The organism is Hymenobacter rigui, assembly GCF_003944715.1.
Taxonomy (GTDB): Bacteria; Bacteroidota; Bacteroidia; order Cytophagales; family Hymenobacteraceae; genus Hymenobacter; species Hymenobacter rigui.
The window spans coordinates 44,197-62,108 of sequence record NZ_RWIT01000016.1; the positions used below are offsets into that span (position 1 = coordinate 44,197).

Here is a 17,912-nt window from a genome sequence, read left to right on the forward strand (position 1 = left end):
CCGTGTAGATAAGCCCAACAATTGCTTCGGCTATACGCATATGCCATCTGCATGGCCGCTTTTGCCGTTTTTTCCCGGATTCGCGTCCCCTGCTAGTACCTTTGCCGGATGCAGCGCCTTACTTCTCCAACTGTTGCCATTATCGGCGGCGGCCCGGCCGGCTTGCTGGCCGCGCAACACCTGACCGAAGCCGGGTATCGGGTGCAGGTGTTTGAAGCACAGGCTACCCTGGGCCGGAAGTTTCTGGTAGCCGGCCATGGCGGCTTCAACCTGACCAATGCCGAGGAAGGCACGCAATTCGCCGCCCGCTACGGTGCGCAGGCCCAGGACTTTACCCGATACCTGCAGGCCTTCTCCCCTGCTCACCTGCGGGCCTGGGCCGCTGAGTTAGGCATCAGCACGTTTGTGGGCACCAGCGGGCGGGTGTTTCCGGAGCCGGAGCACAAGCCGGCCCACCTGCTGCGGGCGTGGCTGGAGCGGCTCCGGAACCTGGGGGTGGAGTTGCACACCCGCCACCGCTGGCTGGGCTTTGCGCCTGATAATGGTCTGCGCATCCGTCACGAAGTAACGGGGGAAGAATTGTTGATCCGGCCGGATGCAACGCTGCTGGCCCTGGGCGGCGCCAGCTGGGCCAAAACCGGCTCCGATGGTCAGTGGCTGCCAGTACTGGAGGCGGCGGGAGTGCACTGCGTGCCATTTGCTCCCAGCAACTGTGGTGCAGAGGTTGCCTGGTCGGCCTATTTCAGGGAAAAGGTGGGCCGCCAGCCGCTCAAGAACGTGGCGCTCAGCTGCGGCCCCCATACTGTGCGCGGCGAAATCCTGCTGACCGATTACGGACTGGAAGGCACGCCGGTGTATGCCCTCACGCCGCACCTGCGGGCCGTGCTGGCCGTTGGCACACCGGCCTTCCTGCACCTAAATCTGAAACCCGACCTCCCCCCCCGGCAGCTGACGGAAAAACTCAGCCGACGCCGGGCCGGCAAATCCTGGGCAGCGTTTCTGGCCGATGCGCTCCGGCTCCGCCAGCCGGTACCAACGTTGCTGCGGGAGCTGGGGCCCGCCGTATTTCCAGCCGACGCCAGCCTGGTAGAGAAGCTACTGACTCAGCTGCCCATTCCAGTGGCCGGGCTGCGCCCACTCGATGAGGCCATCAGCACGGCGGGCGGCGTGGCCTGGGCGGCTGTGAATAACCACCTGATGCTGCGTAGCCGCCCAGGCACGTTTGTGGCCGGCGAAATGCTGGACTGGGAAGCGCCCACTGGCGGCTATCTGCTACAAGGCTGCTTCAGTACAGGGGCGTGGGCCGCGCAGGGTATCCGGCACTGGCTGGCAGAAACTGGCCGGTAGAATCGGCGAACAGTTTGTTTAATGGTTTTCCTCGTGCGCAGCTTTTTCGGCGGCAGCCAGAATGGCCCGGGCTTCGCGTAGCAGGCGTTGCCCCTGGTTCATTTCCTGTTGCAGAATCAGGGCGAACAGCACGAAGTAGGTTAGTATCGGTAACACCATCCCCAACGCAAACCAGAGCCAGAAGGAGCGGCCGTGCGTGTAGGCGCAGTAGCCACAGGTAAATGCCACCATAGCAAGCCCGGCCACCAGTACCAGCAGCAACAGCACTCCAAACAGGTGGGCTACATCTACCATAATAGTGTCACAACAGAAAACAACGTGGAGAATATACGGAATAGAGCCGGATTTTTGTGCTTTTCCTCCTGTTATAACGCGCTTCCTGCCAGGTTGTTTTGCTGACTTTATTGTACGATTCCTTCCTCCTGGCACCACCGGGCAGCGGCTTTTTCCGTACTTGGAGAATTCTGCCCGTATTTCCTCTTTCGCTTATCCTCCCTTATGTGGGAAAATCAAAGTTTGTTCCGCGTTTCGGCGCAGTTGTTTGCCGATGGCGTTTTCAATTTACTTGACCGGACCCTGAAGCCGGAGGTGTTTCTGCTGGGGCTGGCGTCGGCCCGTGAAACCGATGAGCCCGAGGCCATTGTGGTGGAGCCTCGCATGCACCGCTACCAGCCCCACGATTTCGCCAGTATTAAAGCCCGGGCCGCCGCCATGGAGCCTGATGGGCCGCGTGAAGTGGTGTACCACCTGCATCCTCTCGACCACGACCGGTACGAGAAACAGCGCTGGTATGACCTGTTGCGCCGCGCCACGGAACACTCCCTCACCGATTTGGTCACCAGCCGGCAGGAAGGACGCATCAGCTTTTGCTCGCAGCCGGTAACCGTAGGCGGCTACTTGGTTGTCATCGTACTTCAGCTGAGTGCCGAAGCGTACCACAGCTATTATGCTCTGCCGGGGCCCACCGGCCCTACCCGACCGGCCTCGCTGCTGGCGGCTACGGTACAGGAAGTGCTGCAGGATGCCTCCCGGGCCCTGCGTGAATCGGACACCGACGACGACCGGCCGGTGCTGGACCGTGACTACAATGAGGTACTGCGGGCGGCTGGCCGCCGCTTCATGCTACGGGCTGCCGCCGGCTCCCATGGCCTCTACGACGCCTGCAACGGAGTGGCTGCCCTACGCCATGAAGGCGACGAAGGGGTGGGCACCATGCTGGTTTCCCGCCGCAACCACCAGGCCGTAGTACCAGTCCTGACGCTGGAATCCCCGATTCCGCTGCGCGACTACCGCCGTATCCGGAAGCTGCTGGAACTGAGCGAAGACCGAAACTCCCTGATTACAGATGCCACCGACGTATTCGGGCTGGGGTATCTGATTGAGCCCACCGACCCGCAGTACGAGCCCCTGTTCACGGTGCACTTCACCAAGCACTACAGCTGGGAGCTCAGCCACGACGGCCAGGTGATGATGAAAGTGGTTTCGAATACGCCCCGCCTGCCCCAGGGTACCGTGGATGAGAATAACTTCACGGAGGCTATCCGGCGGGTATTTCCAGCCGTGGATACGGCCGGTATTGCATACCTCTGGGAACTCACGCTCAAAGCCACCACCCAGTCCAACGGCACTATTCTGCTGATTTCAGAAGGTGCCGCGCAGGAAGCTGCCCGCCTTACCCGCCAGTGCTTCCGGGTTGCGCCGCGCCTGATGACGCCTTCCGTGCTGCGCCTCGTTACCAATATTGATGGAGCCGTGCTCATTGACCCCGCTGGCACCTGCTACGCCATTGGCGTTATCCTTGATGGCCTAGCCACTGAAAAAGGAGACTCCAGCCGAGGCTCACGTTACAACTCAGCCCTTCGCTACGTAGAAAGCAGCCGCTACCCCGTATTGGCCGTTGTGGTCAGCGAAGATGGCTGGATAGACCTTCTCCCGCCGGTGCGACGGTAAGAGAGCAACTGAGTAGCGGCGTAACGGAGTACCTGTTCTGACGTTACTGCCACTTGGGGACTGACGTGAGAACAGGTACTCCGTTACGCCGCTACTCAGTTGCTCATCCCCTATCCGTTCACGCTGCCCATCATTGCCTCAGGGTAGCGCTGGCCGGCGGCGGCGTGCTGCGGCGCAATCTGGTTGATGCGGGCCAAGTCCTCCAGTGACAGGATGATATCAGCGGCTCCCAGATTTTCCTCCAGATAGGCCACCCGCTTAGTGCCGGGAATCGGTACGATGTCTTCGCCCTGGGCCAGCACCCAGGCCAGAGCCAGCTGCCCGGCGGTACAGCCCTTCTCCACTGCCATTTCCCGGATGCGCGCCACCAGATCCAGATTCTTCTGAAAATTCTCCCCCTGAAAGCGGGGCGTGTGCCGCCGGTAATCATCCGCCGCCAGATCCTCGAAGCGCTGAATCTGCCCGGTCAGAAATCCTCTTCCTAAGGGCGAATACGGCACGAAACCAATACCCAGCTCCCGGCAGGTGGGCAGAATTTCATCTTCCGGGTCGCGGCTCCACAGCGAGTATTCCGTTTGCAGGGCCGTGATGGGGTGTACCGCGCTGGCCCGGCGTAGGGTATCAGGGGCCGCTTCCGATAAGCCCAGGTATCGGACTTTCCCTTCCTTCACCAGCTCTGCCATGGCCCCTACCGTTTCCTCAATGGGCGTACCGGGGTCAACCCGGTGCTGGTAGTACAGGTCGATATAGTCGGTGCCCAGGCGTTTCAGAGAGCCTTCCACGGCCTGCCGCACGTACTCGGGGCGGCCGTTGATGCCACGCTTGGCGGGGTCGTTCGGGTCGCGCTGAATTCCGAACTTGGTAGCTACCACCACTTGGTCGCGTTTGCCTTTCAGTGCCCGTCCCAGCAGTTCCTCATTGGTGTACGGGCCGTACATATCGGCGGTATCGAAAAAGGTGACACCCAGATCCAGGGCCCGGTCAATGGTGCGCAGGCTTTCCTGCTCGTCGCGGCCGCCGTAAAAATCGGACATGCCCATGCAGCCCAGGCCTAGTATCGATACTTGAAGCCCTTGTGAGCCCAGCGTGCGGGTTTTCATACGTAGTGCGTTGAGTGAAATGAAATTGACAGTCATTCCCGACTGCGGAAATACTGTACGCACCGTATACTCGCTCCGTTACTCTTCCTGTTTACGCGCATGCCAGCTTCTACCTTCGACCAAGACAACCGCCTGCTCTGGGTTGAGCGGATCTCTCACCTGCTCGACAGCCAGTTTCGGGTACCCGGCACTACCTGGTGGTTTGGTCTCGACCCCATTATGGGCCTGATTCCGGTGGTGGGTGGGCTACCCTCCCTGGCTATTTCCGGCGTCCTGATTCTGACCATGATGCGCCATGGGGCCAGCGGCAGCCTGGTTGTGCGCATGATTGTGAATGTGGTGCTGGATGCGCTGATTGGCTCTATTCCGGTGGTAGGCAACATCTTCGACTTCGCCTATAAAGCCAACGACCGGAACGTGCGCCTGCTGCGCGCCCATTACCAGGAAGGCAAATACCAGGGCAGCGGGCGGGGGCTGATAGTATTGCTTGTGCTGGTATTACTGGCGCTGGCCGCGGGCGTAGTGTGGGGCAGCTGGGCTTTATGGCACTGGGCCGCGGCCCGCTGGTAGGTCCGGCACACAGTTGGTTGGCGGATAAACCAGCCAGTGCCACGGTTTCAGGTGTTCCTGTTGTAGCTTTGCAGCCGTGAAAATGCTCCACCTTGCCCCCCTGTTGCTGTTGCTGCCCGCCTGCCTTTCGCTGCAGAGCGAAGAACAAAAAGCGGAAGCCGCCGAGAAAGCCGTACTGGCCCGTCACGATGAGCTGATGGCCCAGATGGACCAGCTCTACACCCTGCGGCAGCAGCTGCAGCAGACCGCCCACTCCGATACGGTGGCCGCCGGCCGACAGCGCCGGGCGCTGCTGGCCGCAGAAGCGGGCATGATGTTCTGGATGCACCACTACCGCCGCCCGGCCGATACCCTTACCGCCGACAGCCGCTTAGCCTACTATGGTATGCAGCAGCAGCGCATTGATTCCGTGGGCCGGCTGTTTCGAAGCAGTCAGGATTCCGCCAAGGCCCTGTTGAGTACCGTTTCTGCCCCATCTTCTGCCAAATGAAGTCCTCTTCCCTGTTTCTTCGCGCCGCTGGCGCGAGCCTGCTGATTTTTGGGAGCCTGCTGCCGCTGGCCTGTTCTACTGACGGCTCCGCCTCGAAGCCGGAGCGGCTACCGGTGCTGGGCCTGAAGCACAACGCCCCCACCAGCCCCGGCGATACGCTGCCCGACCCGGTGCCGGCCTTCCGCCTGACCAACCAGGAAGGCAAGGAGATTACCAACCAGACGTTTGCCGGCAAAGTGTACGTCACGGACTTCTTCTTTGCTACCTGCCCCAGCATCTGCCCCAAAATGCAAAGTGAGCTGCTGCGCGTATATAAGCAGTTTGAAGGCAACCCCAACGTATTGTTTCTGAGCCATACCATTGATCCGGCCCACGATTCTATTCCCGTGTTGCGGGATTACGCCGAACGCCTGGGCATCAAGGACGCTTCGCGCTGGCATTTCGCCACGGCTCCCCACGATACCATCTTCAGCCTGGCCCGCGCTTACATGACCGGCGCCCAGGTAGACCGCACGGTGCAGGGCGGTTTCGCTCATAGCGGCACGTTTGCACTGGTCGATTCCAAACGCCGCATCCGGGGTGTTTACGATGGAATGGAGAAGACGCAGGTGGATCAGCTGATTCATGACCTGCCTATTCTGCTGAAGGAAGAAGCCGAAACCACTATAGCTGCCAAATGAGCTGCCCGGCCAGTTCTATTATAGCACGCGTTGCCTTGCTGGCAGCCGTTTCAGTGACTGGCTTGTTGAGCCTGGCAGGCTGTTTTACGGAGCGTCAGAACGAGGGAGCCCAACTATATGCCTCCCACTGTGCCAACTGCCACGGCGACCAGGGCCAGGGGCTGCAGCGCCTGATTCCGCCGGTAGCCGGGGCCGACTTTGTAGCCCAGCGCCGGGCCGATCTGCCCTGCATCATCCGCAAAGGCCTGAAGGGGCCTCTGGTAGTGAATGGCGTGAGCTACAACCAGGTGATGCCCGGGCATGAAGACCTCACCGACTCCCAGATTACCAACCTGCTGAACTTTCTGCAGACGCACTGGGGCAACAAAAATCAGCCCTACACCATCCGCGAAGCTTCCGACCTGCTGGGCCGCTGCAATGGTTCGGACGGGCAATAGACAGGTAGTCAGATAACAACATCTGTCATCCTGAGCGCAGCGAAGGACCTTATTACGCGAGAACAAACCATTGCTTCGGTTTCATGTTCTCGTGTGATAAGGTCCTTCGCCACGCTCAGGATGACAGGTCAACTATCTAGCTGCCCATCTACTTCACCTGCTGGTTCAGCCAGTTGCCGATGACCTGGAGGGCACTGGGGGCGAAGGTTTCCTCGATGGTGGCGTACTGGCTGGTGCCGGCGGAGTCGGTCTGGAAGAGGTGGTTGAGGTTTGGCAGCGTTTGCACGGTGGCGTGGGTATTATGAGCGGCGCGCAGGCCTTGCTCGATGGCGGGCAGGTTTTGGTCGGCGGCTACCTGCAGGTCGTGGCTGCCGTTGAGGGCCAGCACGGGGCATTTCACCTTGGAAAGATAGGTAGCCGGATCTGTGAGCAGGAAGCTGCGCATCCAGGGCGAGGTCAGGGGTTTTACTTGTTTCTGGGCTACCTCGGCGCTAATTCCGGGAATTTGCTGCTGTACTACGGAGGCCAGCTTGCCGGTCAGCGCATCAGCGCTGAGCGTAGCGGGCTGCCGGCGCAGCCCGGCAAACAGGGCCTGGTGCAGCCGCCGATTCTGGCCGATGGCAGCCGAATCGGCCCCGGCGGCGCGGGCCAGGTCGGCCTGCTGGCGCAGCAGTACCGCGTCGCCGGACACGCCTGGGCCGGCCAATGACACTACAAAATCGGGGCCGGCGGGCTGGGCGGCGGCCTGCCAGGCAATCAACCCACCTTCGCTGTGCCCGATCAGGCCCACCTGCTTGTGGCGGATATCGGGGCGGGTGCGCAGGTAGGCCAGGGCCGCCTGGGCATCGGCGGTAAAGTCGGCGGTCAGTGCCCCGGCAAACGTGCCGCCCGACTGGGCCGTGCCCCGGTCGTCGTAGCGCAACACGGCAAAGCCCTGGCGGGTTAGGTAGTCGGCCAGCACCAGAAAGGGCTGGTGGCCGAACACGGTTTCGTTGCGGTCCTCAGGGCCCGAGCCGCTCACCAGCACCACCGCCGGGAACGGCCCCTTACCAGCGGGCAGCGTGAGCGTACCGGCCAGTTGAATACCGGCTTTGGAGTTGGAGAAGGTCAGATCCTGGCTGCGGTACGGGAAGGGCGCCACCGGTACCTGGGGCCGGCGGGGCGCGGCACTAGCCTCGGCCGACGCCGAGCTGCGGCGCAGTGTGAGCGGCAGCTGCATACCGCCCTGGTACCACATGCCGGCCACCGACTGCCCGTCGGCCGCGAACCGGCCGGCAAACCGGCCCTGAATGTTATCGGCGCGCAGCAACAGGCTGTCGTGGCGGACTACGGTGCTGCTTAGGGCCAGGTCCTGCAGGCCTTGCTGGGGCACTGAGAGCAGGCCTTTAAGGGTGTTACCATTGCCGCTCAGCGCTACTACGGTTCGCAGGTTGGTACCCTGCACACTCAGGCTGCCCTGCCAGAGGCCGGCGAGGTCGGTGGTTTGGGCGTTGGCCGCGGAGGCAATAAACAAGGCGGCGGCAGTGGCGAGGTGGCGGAACGTGGGGTTCATAGCAAGTAAGATAAAAGGGTTAGGGAGACGAAGGGGGAAATCAGCCCCCGGGGCCTGCTGGCTGGCCGGAGAACTGATACAAAGGTGCCCGCCAGAAGGCCCCGGCCCTAAAGAGAATGATGAACCCCGCCCGGCCGCTGACGACCGAAGCCCCGCGGCTGATGAACGTGGTTTGTCCCGGGCATTTGGGCGCGGCCCGCCGGCCCGATACCTTCGCAGAGCAGGTTTCAGCTGCGTCTTACTATGAACTCAACATCCCCTTCCTTTCCTCGGGCCCGGGTCAGCTGGCCCTGGCTGGCACTCCGCGACGCCTTCATCTGGGGGCTGCTGCTGTTCCTGCTGTGGCGCACCCTGCCGTTGGTACCCAATGGCAACCTGGCCCAGTTGCAGCACGCGGTACTGGTCACGGTGGGGCTCAGTATGGTAGCGGTGTACGGCAACAACCTGGGGCTGATACCCTATTTGTTCGACCGGGGCCGCTACGGCTGGTACGCGCTGGCGCTGCTGGGCTGGACGCTGCTGCTGCACGTAGCAGGCCGGTGGCTATGGCCGGAGGTGCACGTGGCCCGCCATCAGCCCGCCGTCAACTGCCTGTTCACGATGCTGATAGCCATGGGGCTGCTGCTCATCTGGCGGTCGGTGGCGCAGCACCGGCAGCGGCTGCAGCGGCAACTGCTGGAGCGGGAGCAGCAGCTGCGGCTGCTGGAGGCGCAGGTGAATCCGCACTTTCTATTCAACACCCTTAACAGCCTCTACGCCCTCAGCCTCACCCAAAGTCCCCAAACACCCGATATGCTGCTGGCCCTTTCGGGACTGATGCGCTACCAGCTGGAAAGCACGCGCCGGGCCCAGGTGCCGCTGAGCGAGGAGCTGGACTACCTGCGCAGCTACGTGCAGCTGCAGGAGCTGCGCCTGGGTCCGCGGTGCCCGGTGCACCTCACCCTGCCGTCCGAAACCGCAACGGCCGGCTTCACCATTACTCCGCTGCTGTTTCTGGCCCTCATCGAAAACGCTTTTACTTACGGTACCCGCCGGGCCAGCGGTAGCTTCGTGGAAATTAGCCTCACGCTGCACCAGCAGCAGCTGCGGCTAGAGCTGCGCAACGCCCTGCCCCCGCCCACCGACGCGGGCGGCGGGGCCGGCACCGGCCTGAGCAACACCCGCCAGCGGCTGGCCCTGCTTTACCCCGGCCGTCATCACCTGCACGCCGCCCCCACCCCCGACTATTCCGCCTTCCTCACGCAGCTTACCCTCTCGCTATGACCCCGCTTCAGGTTCTGATTGTCGATGACGAGCCCCTGGCCCACCAGGTACTGCAAACCTACGTGGAGCGGGTGGCCCACCTGCACGTGGCCGGCCACTGCTACACGGCCGTGGAGGCCCTCACCTTTCTACATAGCCAGCCCGTGGATGTGGTGCTGCTGGACGTGCAGATGCCTGAAATGAGCGGCCTGGAGCTGCTACGCGCCCTGCCCCACGCCCCGCACGTAATCCTGACCACCGCCTTCAGTGAGTTTGCTCTCGAAGGCTACGAGTACGGCGTGGTGGATTACCTGCTCAAGCCTATTCCGTTTCCGCGCTTTTTGAAGGCCATTGCCCGCCTGCCCGCCCCGGCTCCGGCCCTGGCGGCCGCGCCACCATCACCGGCAGTGCCCGCACCCGCCACCCCCGCCGCCCTGCTCCTGCGCGACGGCCCCACCACCCACCGCATACCTCTGGCCGATATTCTGTACCTGGAGGCCTATGGCAACTACGTGAAAGTACATACCCCTACCGGCCGGCTGGTAGTACCCGATACGCTGCGCCGCCTGCTCTCGGAACTGCCGTCGGCTCGGTTCATGCGGGTGCACAAGTCGTTTGTGGTACCGCTGGAACGTGTTGAGCAGCTGCAGGGTAACCAACTCACGGTGGGTGGCGCCCTGGTACCACTCGGGGCCGCCTTCCGCCAGGAGTTTCTGCGGCACTGGCAAGGTCCCGCAGCCTGATATTGGCTCCGGATTATGCGGTCAGGACGGGTTCTGCACCTGAAATGTGCATCTTCCCCTAAACCTGCTTAGCTTGCATCTTCATCTGTTTGTTTTGTTATGGGTCTGTTTGACTTCCTGAAAAAGAAAGACGAGGGCACCCCGGCCCCCGCTCCCACCCCCGCTTCCGGTACTCCCGCCGCCGCCGAAGCTGCTCCTGAGGCTGAAAAGCCATCCGGTCCGCGCTACAAAGGATCCAACTACCAGATGCCAGCGGCCCCGGCTCCGGCACCCGTTCCCACTATTCCGCCAGCGCCCCCAATTCCGCTGCCGGGCGTAGACGGCGGAGCCCCCCAACTACCCGATTTTCAGCCGCTCAACATCCTGGAGCAGCTGCTGATGCAGGCGGCCGTAGAGCCGCAGTTCCGTACCCCCTTCTACCAGGCTCTGCTGGGCGAGGAACTGACAGTAGTAATGGCCGCCAAGGAAGGTCAGGAACCCGGCGAGATAACGCCCACCGAAGGCATGGAGATTCAGCTTCAGGCTTTGCACGATGGTAAAATTGCCGTCTTTACTGCCCCCGAGCGTATTCATGACAATGGTGCGGTACCCGAAGGCAGCGTAACCTTCCTGCGCCTGCGCGGCCACGATTTCTTCACGATGGTGAAGGGAGCCGACTGCGCGTTGAACCCCTTCTCGGCCGTAGGCAAGCTGCTGGAAGCCGCCGAAATTGAGGCCCTGCTGGCAGGGCAGCTGTTTGAGGCCATGCCCCAGCAGGACATGCAGGTATCTCTGCACCAGCCGGAGCCCGCTCCCACCGAGCTGATGGACTCTTTGCGTGAGTACAGCGCCACGCAGCCCGCCATTCGGGCAGTGTACCTCACGGAAATGCGCATGCAGCATAACCCCCAGGAAAGCCGCCTGCTCGTCGCTTTTGATACGGAAGAGAAGGATCCGGCCTTCCTGCAGGACCTGGGCCCCGTTATTCAAGGCAAAATCGGCGAAACCCAGTTCGTGGATCTGATGCTGATTGACCCGGCCTCGGAAGAGCCCCTGGTGCAGTACCTGCTTACCACTGAGCCGGTATATCAGCGAGCTTAGAGCTTAGAGCTTAGAGCTTAGAGTATATGTAAAAGCCCCCGCAATGGTTATTGCGGGGGCTTTTTTTTGGGGGGGGGATAAGTAATCAGGCCTGCCACACAGCTGGTGCGTAGCGGTTTCGGTCTTCAGGCTATTTGTTCTTCCGGAGCGGTGCGCTTGCTCATCACGCGAGTCAATATCGGCCGCAGCACAAAATACAGTACCGGGCCCAGTACCAGAAAAGCCCCGGCCCAGAGGGCCAGCGCCCCCACAATGGCATGCCACAGCAGCTTCAGCGCCGCTACCCAGTCGTGCCCGAACAGGTACTGCAGCTTCTCCAGGGTAAGCGGTGGGCTATGCGCCCCCCAGAGCCGGGCCCCCTGGCTCATGAACGGAATAATCAGGAGCAATTGCACGGGGCTCCACAGATGGGCAATCAGCAGAGTAGCGGCCACATTCAGGCGCAGCCGAATAGCGGCAGATGTCGCCAGCAGCGTGGTGATACCCAGCATGGGCACCAGTCCGGCCGCTGTACCCAGCACTACCGTCAGGGCCAGCTGGTGCGGCGTGAGCCCCTGGCGCAACAGGTTAAGCACCGGCTGCACTATACGACGGCGCCACCAGCTTGGCGGGGGCTCAGGAGCAGAAACGGCTACGGGTGGCGGAACGGAGGGCGGCAGCACAGAAAGACCAGGGGCAAAAAATGTGGTGGGCGATGCAAAAACCGGTTGCTACCTTCGCAACTCGACTTCTGTTGGGCAGCGCGCCAGCAGGTTGTACGCGCTTCCCATGACAAAAGTACACCAGTCCGAGTACGCCGGGCGCCACTTCTTCCTCGATTTCGTAATTCTGCTGCGCCGGGCGGCCCGGGAGTTTGCCGCCAATGACCCGCTGCGACTGGGCGCGGCCACGGCTTTCTTCACCACGTTTGCCCTGCCACCCATTGTCATCATCCTGATTCAGCTACTGGGCTCCCTGTATTCCCGCTCGCAGGTGCGGGTGCTGCTGCTCAGCAAACTCTCGCATTTGCTGGGTTCTTCGGCGGCGGGGCTGGTAGAGCAGATTCTGCAGAACGTGACCAACGTGGAGCGGAGCCGCCTGGTGACGTGGCTGGGCTTTGGGTTTCTGGTGTTTATTGCCACTACCCTGTTCGGCGTCATTCAGAACTCGCTAAACCAGCTATGGCAGGTGCGGGCGCGCCGCAGCACCGGACAGTTTCGCAAAGTACTGAAAGAACGTAGCCGCTCCCTGGGCTTGCTGCTAACTACCGGCCTGCTCTCCATGCTGGCCTTTCTGTCGGACGCGGCGCTGGCATTTCTGGCCCATTACGCCCACGATTTTGGCGCGGTGTTCAGCTCTGCGCTGTTCAAAATCGGCAATCAGCTCTTTTCCCTGCTTATCCTGACGGCCTGGTGCGGCGTTACCTTCCGCAACCTCAGCAGCGCCAAGGTGCCCCCCAAAGCCGTGTGGCGCGGTGCCCTGCTCACGGCCATCCTCATTGACTTGGGCGAAAACGTGCTGGGCTTTCTGCTGGTACCGCGCAACCTGGGCCCCATCTACGGCCCCGCGTCCAGCATTGTGCTGGTGCTGCTGTTCGTGTTTTACTCGGCCATGATTTTCTACTTCGGGGCCTGCTTCACGAAAGCCTACGCCCATTACGTGGGCCTCGACATTCGCCCCAAGAAATCCGCTATCCGCTACAAGCTGGTGGATGTGCCAGAAGTGAGTGAGTGAGTGAGTGATGAAACTGTTGAATAGATGACTGGATGGCTGGTTAAGCGCGTCATACCTTCTATCACCCATTCAACACTTCCCCCAATATCATAAAGCGTACCTTTGCAGGAAATACTGCTTTATGACTTCAACGACTCCATCCTTTGCCGACCTGGGCCTCGCTCCTGAATTGCTGCAGGCCCTGGAAGAACTCCAGTTCCAGACGCCCACTCCCGTGCAGGAGCAGGTGGTTCCGATGGCGCTGGCCGGCCAGGATGTAGCCGGACAGGCCCCTACCGGCTCCGGCAAAACTGCGGCCTACGGCCTCTCCGTGCTGCAGCTTCTCGACCTCAAGACCGACGCCGTGCAGGTAATTGTACTGGTGCCGGCCCGGGAACTGGCCCTGCAGGTACGCGACGCCCTGAAAAAGCTCGGCAAGTTTCTGCCTAATCTGCGCGTAGCGGCCTTTTACGGCGGCCACGCCTTCCGCGAGGAAACCGCCTCCCTCACCCAGGCCCCGCACATTGTGGTGGCTACTCCCGGCCGTCTGCTCGACCACTTTGAGCGGCGCACCATCATCCCCAACAAGCTCAAAACCCTGATTCTGGACGAGGCCGACAAGCTGTTGGAGCTGGGTTTTCAGGATGAGCTGGTGGAAATTGTGAAGCGCCTCCCCCGGCAGCGTCAGACGCTGCTGTTCTCGGCTACCATGTCGGACAAGGTGGTGGAGTTGATCCGCAAGAACCTGACGCGCCCCCGGGTGGTAAATGCTGGCGAGGACACCGACGAGTTGCCCGAGAACCTGACCCTGCTGGGCCACGTGGGTACCGTGGAGAAAAAGCCCGCCGCGCTGCTGCATCTGCTGCAACAGCCTGAAACCGGCCGGGCACTCATCTTCTGCAACACCCGTGACCGGTGCATGGAACTGACGCGCTTCCTGGTAGGCCGGGGCGTGGCAGCCGAGGTACTGCACGGCAAAATGCCCCAGCCCGAGCGGGATAAAGCGCTGCTGAAGCTGCGCAACGGCTCCAGCCAGGCCCTGATTGCCACCGACGTGGCCGCCCGCGGCATCGACGTAACCCAACTGGATACGGTGGTGCAGTACGATGCCCCCGACAAGTCCGACTCCTTCCAGCACCGGGCCGGCCGTACCGCCCGCGCCGGCGCCGAGGGTACCGCCCACATTCTAGTGACCGACAAAGAGCTGGCCCACGTGAAGAAATGGCCCGTGGCGGCCGGCATCAAGTGGCAGCAGATGCACGCTCCCAAGCTGCCGCCCGCCGCACCCAAAGCCCCCCGCCCCGAAAACGTGACCCTGCACGTATCGGCGGGCAAAAAGGATAAAGTGAGTGCTCACGATTTGGTAGGTGCCTTCGTGAACGTGGGTGGCGTGGCCCGCGAGGAAGTCGGCCACATCGAAGTATTTGATTACTACAGCTACGTGGCCGTGCCGCGCCAGCAGGCCCAGGAAGTGGCCGAGCGACTGGCCGGTGCCAAAGTAAAGGGCAAGAAAGTGCGCGTATCGGTGGTGGCATAGGTGCTGCCCCGGTTGTAACGTCTGCCACGGCCGTCTGGGAAGTAGGTGCTGCCTGCATGCCAGACGGCCGTTGTGCGTATTGGCGGCTAACGAAGCCCACCAGTGCATGCCGCCCGGCTGCCCGATGTGGCCTCCGAAGCCCAGGTCGGATTTTTTCGTTGTTTCTTATCCGTAGCGCCCGGTTATGAGCAGGGCCCGCGCGGCATTTCAGCCCCTGAAAACTGCGCTTCCGGAGTGTGTAGTAAGTGTATAAAACGGGCCGCAACAGTTGCACAGAGCCGGTTTGAGGTTTGTTTTCTCCGGGTTCCGGCCGGTATATTTGAAGTAGTTGCTGGTCGGCTCAGTTGAATCCTGCACCCCGGTACCACCTAGTCCGTCGTTACCCGGAGTGCCCACACACGCCGATGGTAGATTCGGCTCTTACCGCTTATCCGGAAGGCATAAGCCGGCGTTGCCTCAGGGGAGCAGCGCCGGTTGCATTTGAGCCAAGCACAGCAACCATCCGCCCATAATCGACTACTTTGCTGAAAAGAGCCGATTTTGCAGGTTCCCGCTTTTCATCTCCCCTGATACCTTTTCCCCTTCATTCCCCAACATGGCTGCTCCTATATCTGCCTCCACCCTTCCCAAACAACCGGCCACGCCCCCCGGCGCAGCCACCCCCAACTACACTCCGGCCCTGGCCTCGCTCACGGTACTGTTCTTCATGATGGGCTTCATCACCTGTCTGAACGACATCCTGATTCCGTACCTGAAGGCTATTTTTCAGCTCAGCTACACCCAGGCCAACCTCATCAACCTGTGCTTTTTTGGGGCCTACTTCGTGATGGGTATTCCGGCCGGTAAGCTTGTGCAGCGCATCGGCTACAAAGGCGGGATGCTGGCGGGTTTTCTGATTGCCGCCCTGGGCGCCTTCCTGTTCTACCCCGCCGCCGACAGCCGCAGCTACGCGCTGTTTCTGGGGGCGCTATTTGTGCTGGCCACCGGGGTGGTGCTGCTACAGGTAGCCGGTAACCCGTACGTGTCCATTCTGGGTCCGGCCAAATCGGCTCCGGCCCGCCTCACGCTCACGCAGGCGTTCAACTCTCTTGGTACTACCGTGGCCCCACTGTTGGGTTCGGCCCTGATTCTCTCGAACCTGCCCGACCTGGATACAGCTACTTCTGCCGCCGCCATTGATGTGAAGGCCGTGCAGATTCCGTACCTGTGCATTGGCGCGGTACTCATTGTTATCAGCATCCTGCTGGGCATGCTGAAGCTGCCCGTGATAACCCACGCCCAAAATGAGGCCGACTCCGGCCGACGCGCCTACCACTACCGTCACCTGGTGTTCGGGGTAATCGGCATTTTTGCCTACGTGGGTGGCGAGGTGGCCATCGGCTCGCACATCGTGTCGTACCTACACCTCCCCGATGTGATGAGCCTCACGCCCAAAGTCGCCGGCGACAAGGTGGCCTATTACTGGGGCGGTGCCATGGTGGGCCGCTTCCTCGGCGCCTATCTGCTCAACAAGTTCAATCCTGGCCGCCTGCTGGCCTTCAATGCGCTGGGAGCTGTGCTGCTGGTGCTGATTTCGGTGAGCACCACCGGCGAAATTGCCATGTGGAGCCTGCTGGCCGTGGGCCTGATGAATTCCATTATGTTCGCCACTATTTTCACGCTGGCCGTGGCTGGCCTGGGCCGCAACACCGAGGAAGCCTCGGGTCTGCTGAACGTGGGCATTGTGGGCGGAGCAGTAATTCCGCTGCTGTTTGGCCTGGTAGCCGATGCCAGCACCCTGCGCTGGGCTTTTGTGCTACCGGTGCTCTGCTACCTCTACATTGTGTGGTACGGCCTGCAAGGCCACAAACCCTCCGCCGAGTAACCGAGGGCCGGCTTAGGCCGGCCCTTTTTGCTGCTTTCTGGTTTTTGTGTGTTTTCAGCCGGTTTTCGCCGGCTAACGGCCACCCGCTTGCCTTTCCCATCCGTTCTATGTCCTTCCTTTCCCGCTCCTGTACTTCTGCTTTTGTGCTTCTGGCCCTCGGGCTGGGTACCGGCTGCCAGCGTATGCCGCAGTCGGGCCCGGCCAAAGGCTCGGTCGGTTTCTGGCTTACCAATCCTGATAAATCAGTGCTGTTTCAGCAGCAGGCTGCCCCAGTCTGGAGCAGTGCCGCCCCGGCGGCCGGCACGCCGGTACTTGAGGTGGATGATAAGCAGACGTTTCAGACCATCGACGGGTTTGGGTATTGCCTCACCGGGGGCAGCGCTGAATTGCTGCACCGCATGAGCCCCGAAGCCCGCAAGGCCCTGCTGCGGGAGCTGTTTGCTACCGATGGCAACAACATCGGCGTGAGCTACCTGCGCCTGAGCATCGGGGCCTCCGATCTGGATGCCAGCGTGTTCTCCTACGACGACCTACCCGCCGGCCAGACCGACCCCACCCTGGCCCGGTTCAGCCTGAACCCCGACCGGCAGCACCTGCTACCCGTACTCAAGGAAATCCTGGCCATCAGTCCCGGCATCAAAATCCTCGGCTCGCCCTGGTCGCCGCCGACGTGGATGAAAACCAATAACAACTCCAAGGGTGGCTCCCTGAAGCCGGAGTTCTACCCGGCTTACGCGCAGTATTTTGTGAAGTACGTACAGGGCATGAAGGCCGAGGGCGTACGCATCGACGCCGTTACAGTGCAGAACGAGCCCCTGCACCCCGGCAATAACCCCAGCCTGCTGATGCTGGCCGAGCAGCAGGCTGAGTTCGTGAAGAAGCACCTGGGCCCGGCCTTCCAGGCGGCGAAACTTGATACCAAGATTGTGGTATACGACCACAATGCCGACCGGCCCGACTACCCCCTGACCATCCTCAACGACCCCGAGGCCAAGAAGTACGTGGATGGCTCGGCCTTCCATCTCTACGCCGGCCCCATTGAAGCCCTGAGCCAGGTCCACAACGCCCACCCCGACCGCAACGTGTATTTCACGGAGCAGTGGGTGGGCTCCAAAACCAGCTTCACCGAGAACTTCCCCTGGCACGTGCGCACCCTGCTGATTGGGGCTACCCGCAACTGGGCCCGCACTGTGCTGGAGTGGAACCTGGCCGCCGATCCGCAGCAGAACCCGCACACGCCCGGGGGCTGCACCGAGTGCCGCGGGGCTCTTACCATTGACGGCAGCACCGTAACCCGCGAGGATGCCTACTACATCATTGCCCACGCCAGCAAGTTTGTGCGGCCCGGTTCGGTGCGCATTGCTTCCACCACCTCCGAGGTGCTGCCTAACGTGGCCTTTAAAGCCCCTAATGGCCAGAAAGTGATGCTGGTGCAGAACAATTCCAGACAGGCACAGCCCTTTAGTCTGCGCTACCAGGGTCGCACCCTCACCTCTACCCTGCAGCCCGGCGCGGCCGGCACCTACGTGTGGTAACCCCAACTAAGGTGCGGCCCGGCCGAACCACGGAAGACCGGGCCGCACCTGACGCATTGCCCAACCAACCGAAGACCCAGAGTACCCCGCCCC

General features: G+C 61.8%; 17 protein-coding genes. 13 read left to right on the plus strand and 4 right to left on the minus strand.

All coding sequences use genetic code 11. From position 1 onward, the window contains the following. Positions 1-108 precede the first annotated feature (108 nt). Entirely contained in the window at positions 109-1,347 is a 1,239-nt protein-coding gene (locus tag EI291_RS19495) for a BaiN/RdsA family NAD(P)/FAD-dependent oxidoreductase (protein ID WP_125423963.1), read from the plus strand. Between the two features lie 18 nt (positions 1,348-1,365). Here the strand turns inward: EI291_RS19495 and EI291_RS19500 are convergent, their stop codons facing one another. Beyond that, entirely contained in the window at positions 1,366-1,641 is a 276-nt protein-coding gene (locus tag EI291_RS19500; protein WP_125423964.1) for a hypothetical protein, read from the minus strand. Positions 1,642-1,845: 204 nt separating this feature from the next. Between EI291_RS19500 and EI291_RS19505 the strand changes: the two genes are divergently transcribed. Next, positions 1,846-3,297 carry a diadenylate cyclase gene (locus EI291_RS19505; protein ID WP_125423965.1) on the plus strand — a complete coding sequence of 484 codons (1,452 nt, stop codon included), beginning with the start codon at positions 1,846-1,848 and terminating at the stop codon, positions 3,295-3,297. A 110-nt stretch (positions 3,298-3,407) separates the two neighbouring features. Here EI291_RS19505 and EI291_RS19510 read toward each other — a convergent pair whose 3' ends face one another. Beyond that, a complete protein-coding gene (locus EI291_RS19510) occupies positions 3,408-4,397 on the minus strand; it encodes an aldo/keto reductase (protein ID WP_125423966.1) in 990 nt (329 codons plus the stop codon). A gap of 99 nt (positions 4,398-4,496) precedes the next feature. Here EI291_RS19510 and EI291_RS19515 point away from each other — a divergent pair, with 99 nt between their 5' ends. The 4 genes from EI291_RS19515 to EI291_RS19530 all read left to right on the plus strand — a co-directional run bounded on the left by EI291_RS19515 (position 4,497) and on the right by EI291_RS19530 (position 6,574). Then, a complete protein-coding gene (locus EI291_RS19515) occupies positions 4,497-4,967 on the plus strand; it encodes a DUF4112 domain-containing protein (RefSeq protein ID WP_125423967.1) in 471 nt (156 codons plus the stop codon). A gap of 82 nt (positions 4,968-5,049) precedes the next feature. Next, on the plus strand, positions 5,050-5,457 hold the full coding sequence (locus tag EI291_RS19520; RefSeq protein ID WP_125423968.1) for a hypothetical protein: 408 nt from the start codon (positions 5,050-5,052) through the stop codon (positions 5,455-5,457). Continuing rightward, positions 5,454-6,137: an SCO family protein gene (locus EI291_RS19525; protein WP_240635606.1), complete on the plus strand. Its 684-nt coding sequence runs from the start codon at positions 5,454-5,456 to the stop codon at positions 6,135-6,137. Before EI291_RS19520 ends, EI291_RS19525 begins: the two co-directional genes overlap by 4 nt. Before the next feature lie 53 nt (positions 6,138-6,190). Next, complete coding sequence (locus EI291_RS19530; protein ID WP_240635607.1) at positions 6,191-6,574, plus strand: c-type cytochrome; 384 nt, start codon at positions 6,191-6,193, stop codon at positions 6,572-6,574. A gap of 148 nt (positions 6,575-6,722) precedes the next feature. On the opposite strand, the gene EI291_RS19535 is transcribed toward EI291_RS19530, so the two are convergent. Next, entirely contained in the window at positions 6,723-8,126 is a 1,404-nt protein-coding gene (locus EI291_RS19535) for an alpha/beta hydrolase family protein (protein ID WP_125423971.1), read from the minus strand. Positions 8,127-8,369: 243 nt separating this feature from the next. Between EI291_RS19535 and EI291_RS19540 the strand changes: the two genes are divergently transcribed. The 3 genes from EI291_RS19540 (at position 8,370) to EI291_RS19550 (ending at position 11,191) form a co-directional block, all read left to right on the plus strand. After that, complete coding sequence (locus EI291_RS19540; RefSeq protein ID WP_125423972.1) at positions 8,370-9,389, plus strand: sensor histidine kinase; 1,020 nt, start codon at positions 8,370-8,372, stop codon at positions 9,387-9,389. Further along, positions 9,386-10,111, plus strand: a complete 726-nt coding sequence (locus EI291_RS19545) for a LytR/AlgR family response regulator transcription factor (protein WP_125423973.1) — start codon at positions 9,386-9,388, stop codon at positions 10,109-10,111. The genes EI291_RS19540 and EI291_RS19545 overlap by 4 nt, the downstream gene beginning before the upstream one ends. Before the next feature lie 99 nt (positions 10,112-10,210). After that, positions 10,211-11,191: an enhanced serine sensitivity protein SseB gene (locus tag EI291_RS19550; protein ID WP_125423974.1), complete on the plus strand. Its 981-nt coding sequence runs from the start codon at positions 10,211-10,213 to the stop codon at positions 11,189-11,191. Between the two features lie 125 nt (positions 11,192-11,316). Here EI291_RS19550 and EI291_RS19555 read toward each other — a convergent pair whose 3' ends face one another. Continuing rightward, entirely contained in the window at positions 11,317-11,853 is a 537-nt protein-coding gene (locus EI291_RS19555) for a DUF2062 domain-containing protein (RefSeq protein WP_240635608.1), read from the minus strand. 106 nt (positions 11,854-11,959) lie between these two features. Between EI291_RS19555 and EI291_RS19560 the strand changes: the two genes are divergently transcribed. From EI291_RS19560 to EI291_RS19575, 4 genes are all read left to right on the plus strand, one after another. Next, the gene (locus EI291_RS19560) at positions 11,960-12,904 is read left to right on the plus strand and encodes a YihY/virulence factor BrkB family protein (RefSeq protein WP_170172729.1); all 945 of its coding nucleotides are present in this window, start codon (positions 11,960-11,962) and stop codon (positions 12,902-12,904) included. Positions 12,905-13,025: 121 nt separating this feature from the next. Further along, on the plus strand, positions 13,026-14,420 hold the full coding sequence (locus tag EI291_RS19565) for a DEAD/DEAH box helicase (RefSeq protein WP_125423976.1): 1,395 nt from the start codon (positions 13,026-13,028) through the stop codon (positions 14,418-14,420). Between the two features lie 595 nt (positions 14,421-15,015). After that, positions 15,016-16,284: a sugar MFS transporter gene (locus EI291_RS19570; RefSeq protein WP_125423977.1), complete on the plus strand. Its 1,269-nt coding sequence runs from the start codon at positions 15,016-15,018 to the stop codon at positions 16,282-16,284. A gap of 107 nt (positions 16,285-16,391) precedes the next feature. Then, positions 16,392-17,819 (plus strand): glycoside hydrolase family 30 protein, encoded by a 1,428-nt coding sequence (locus EI291_RS19575; protein ID WP_125423978.1) that lies wholly within the window; start codon positions 16,392-16,394, stop codon positions 17,817-17,819. Positions 17,820-17,912 lie beyond the last annotated feature (93 nt).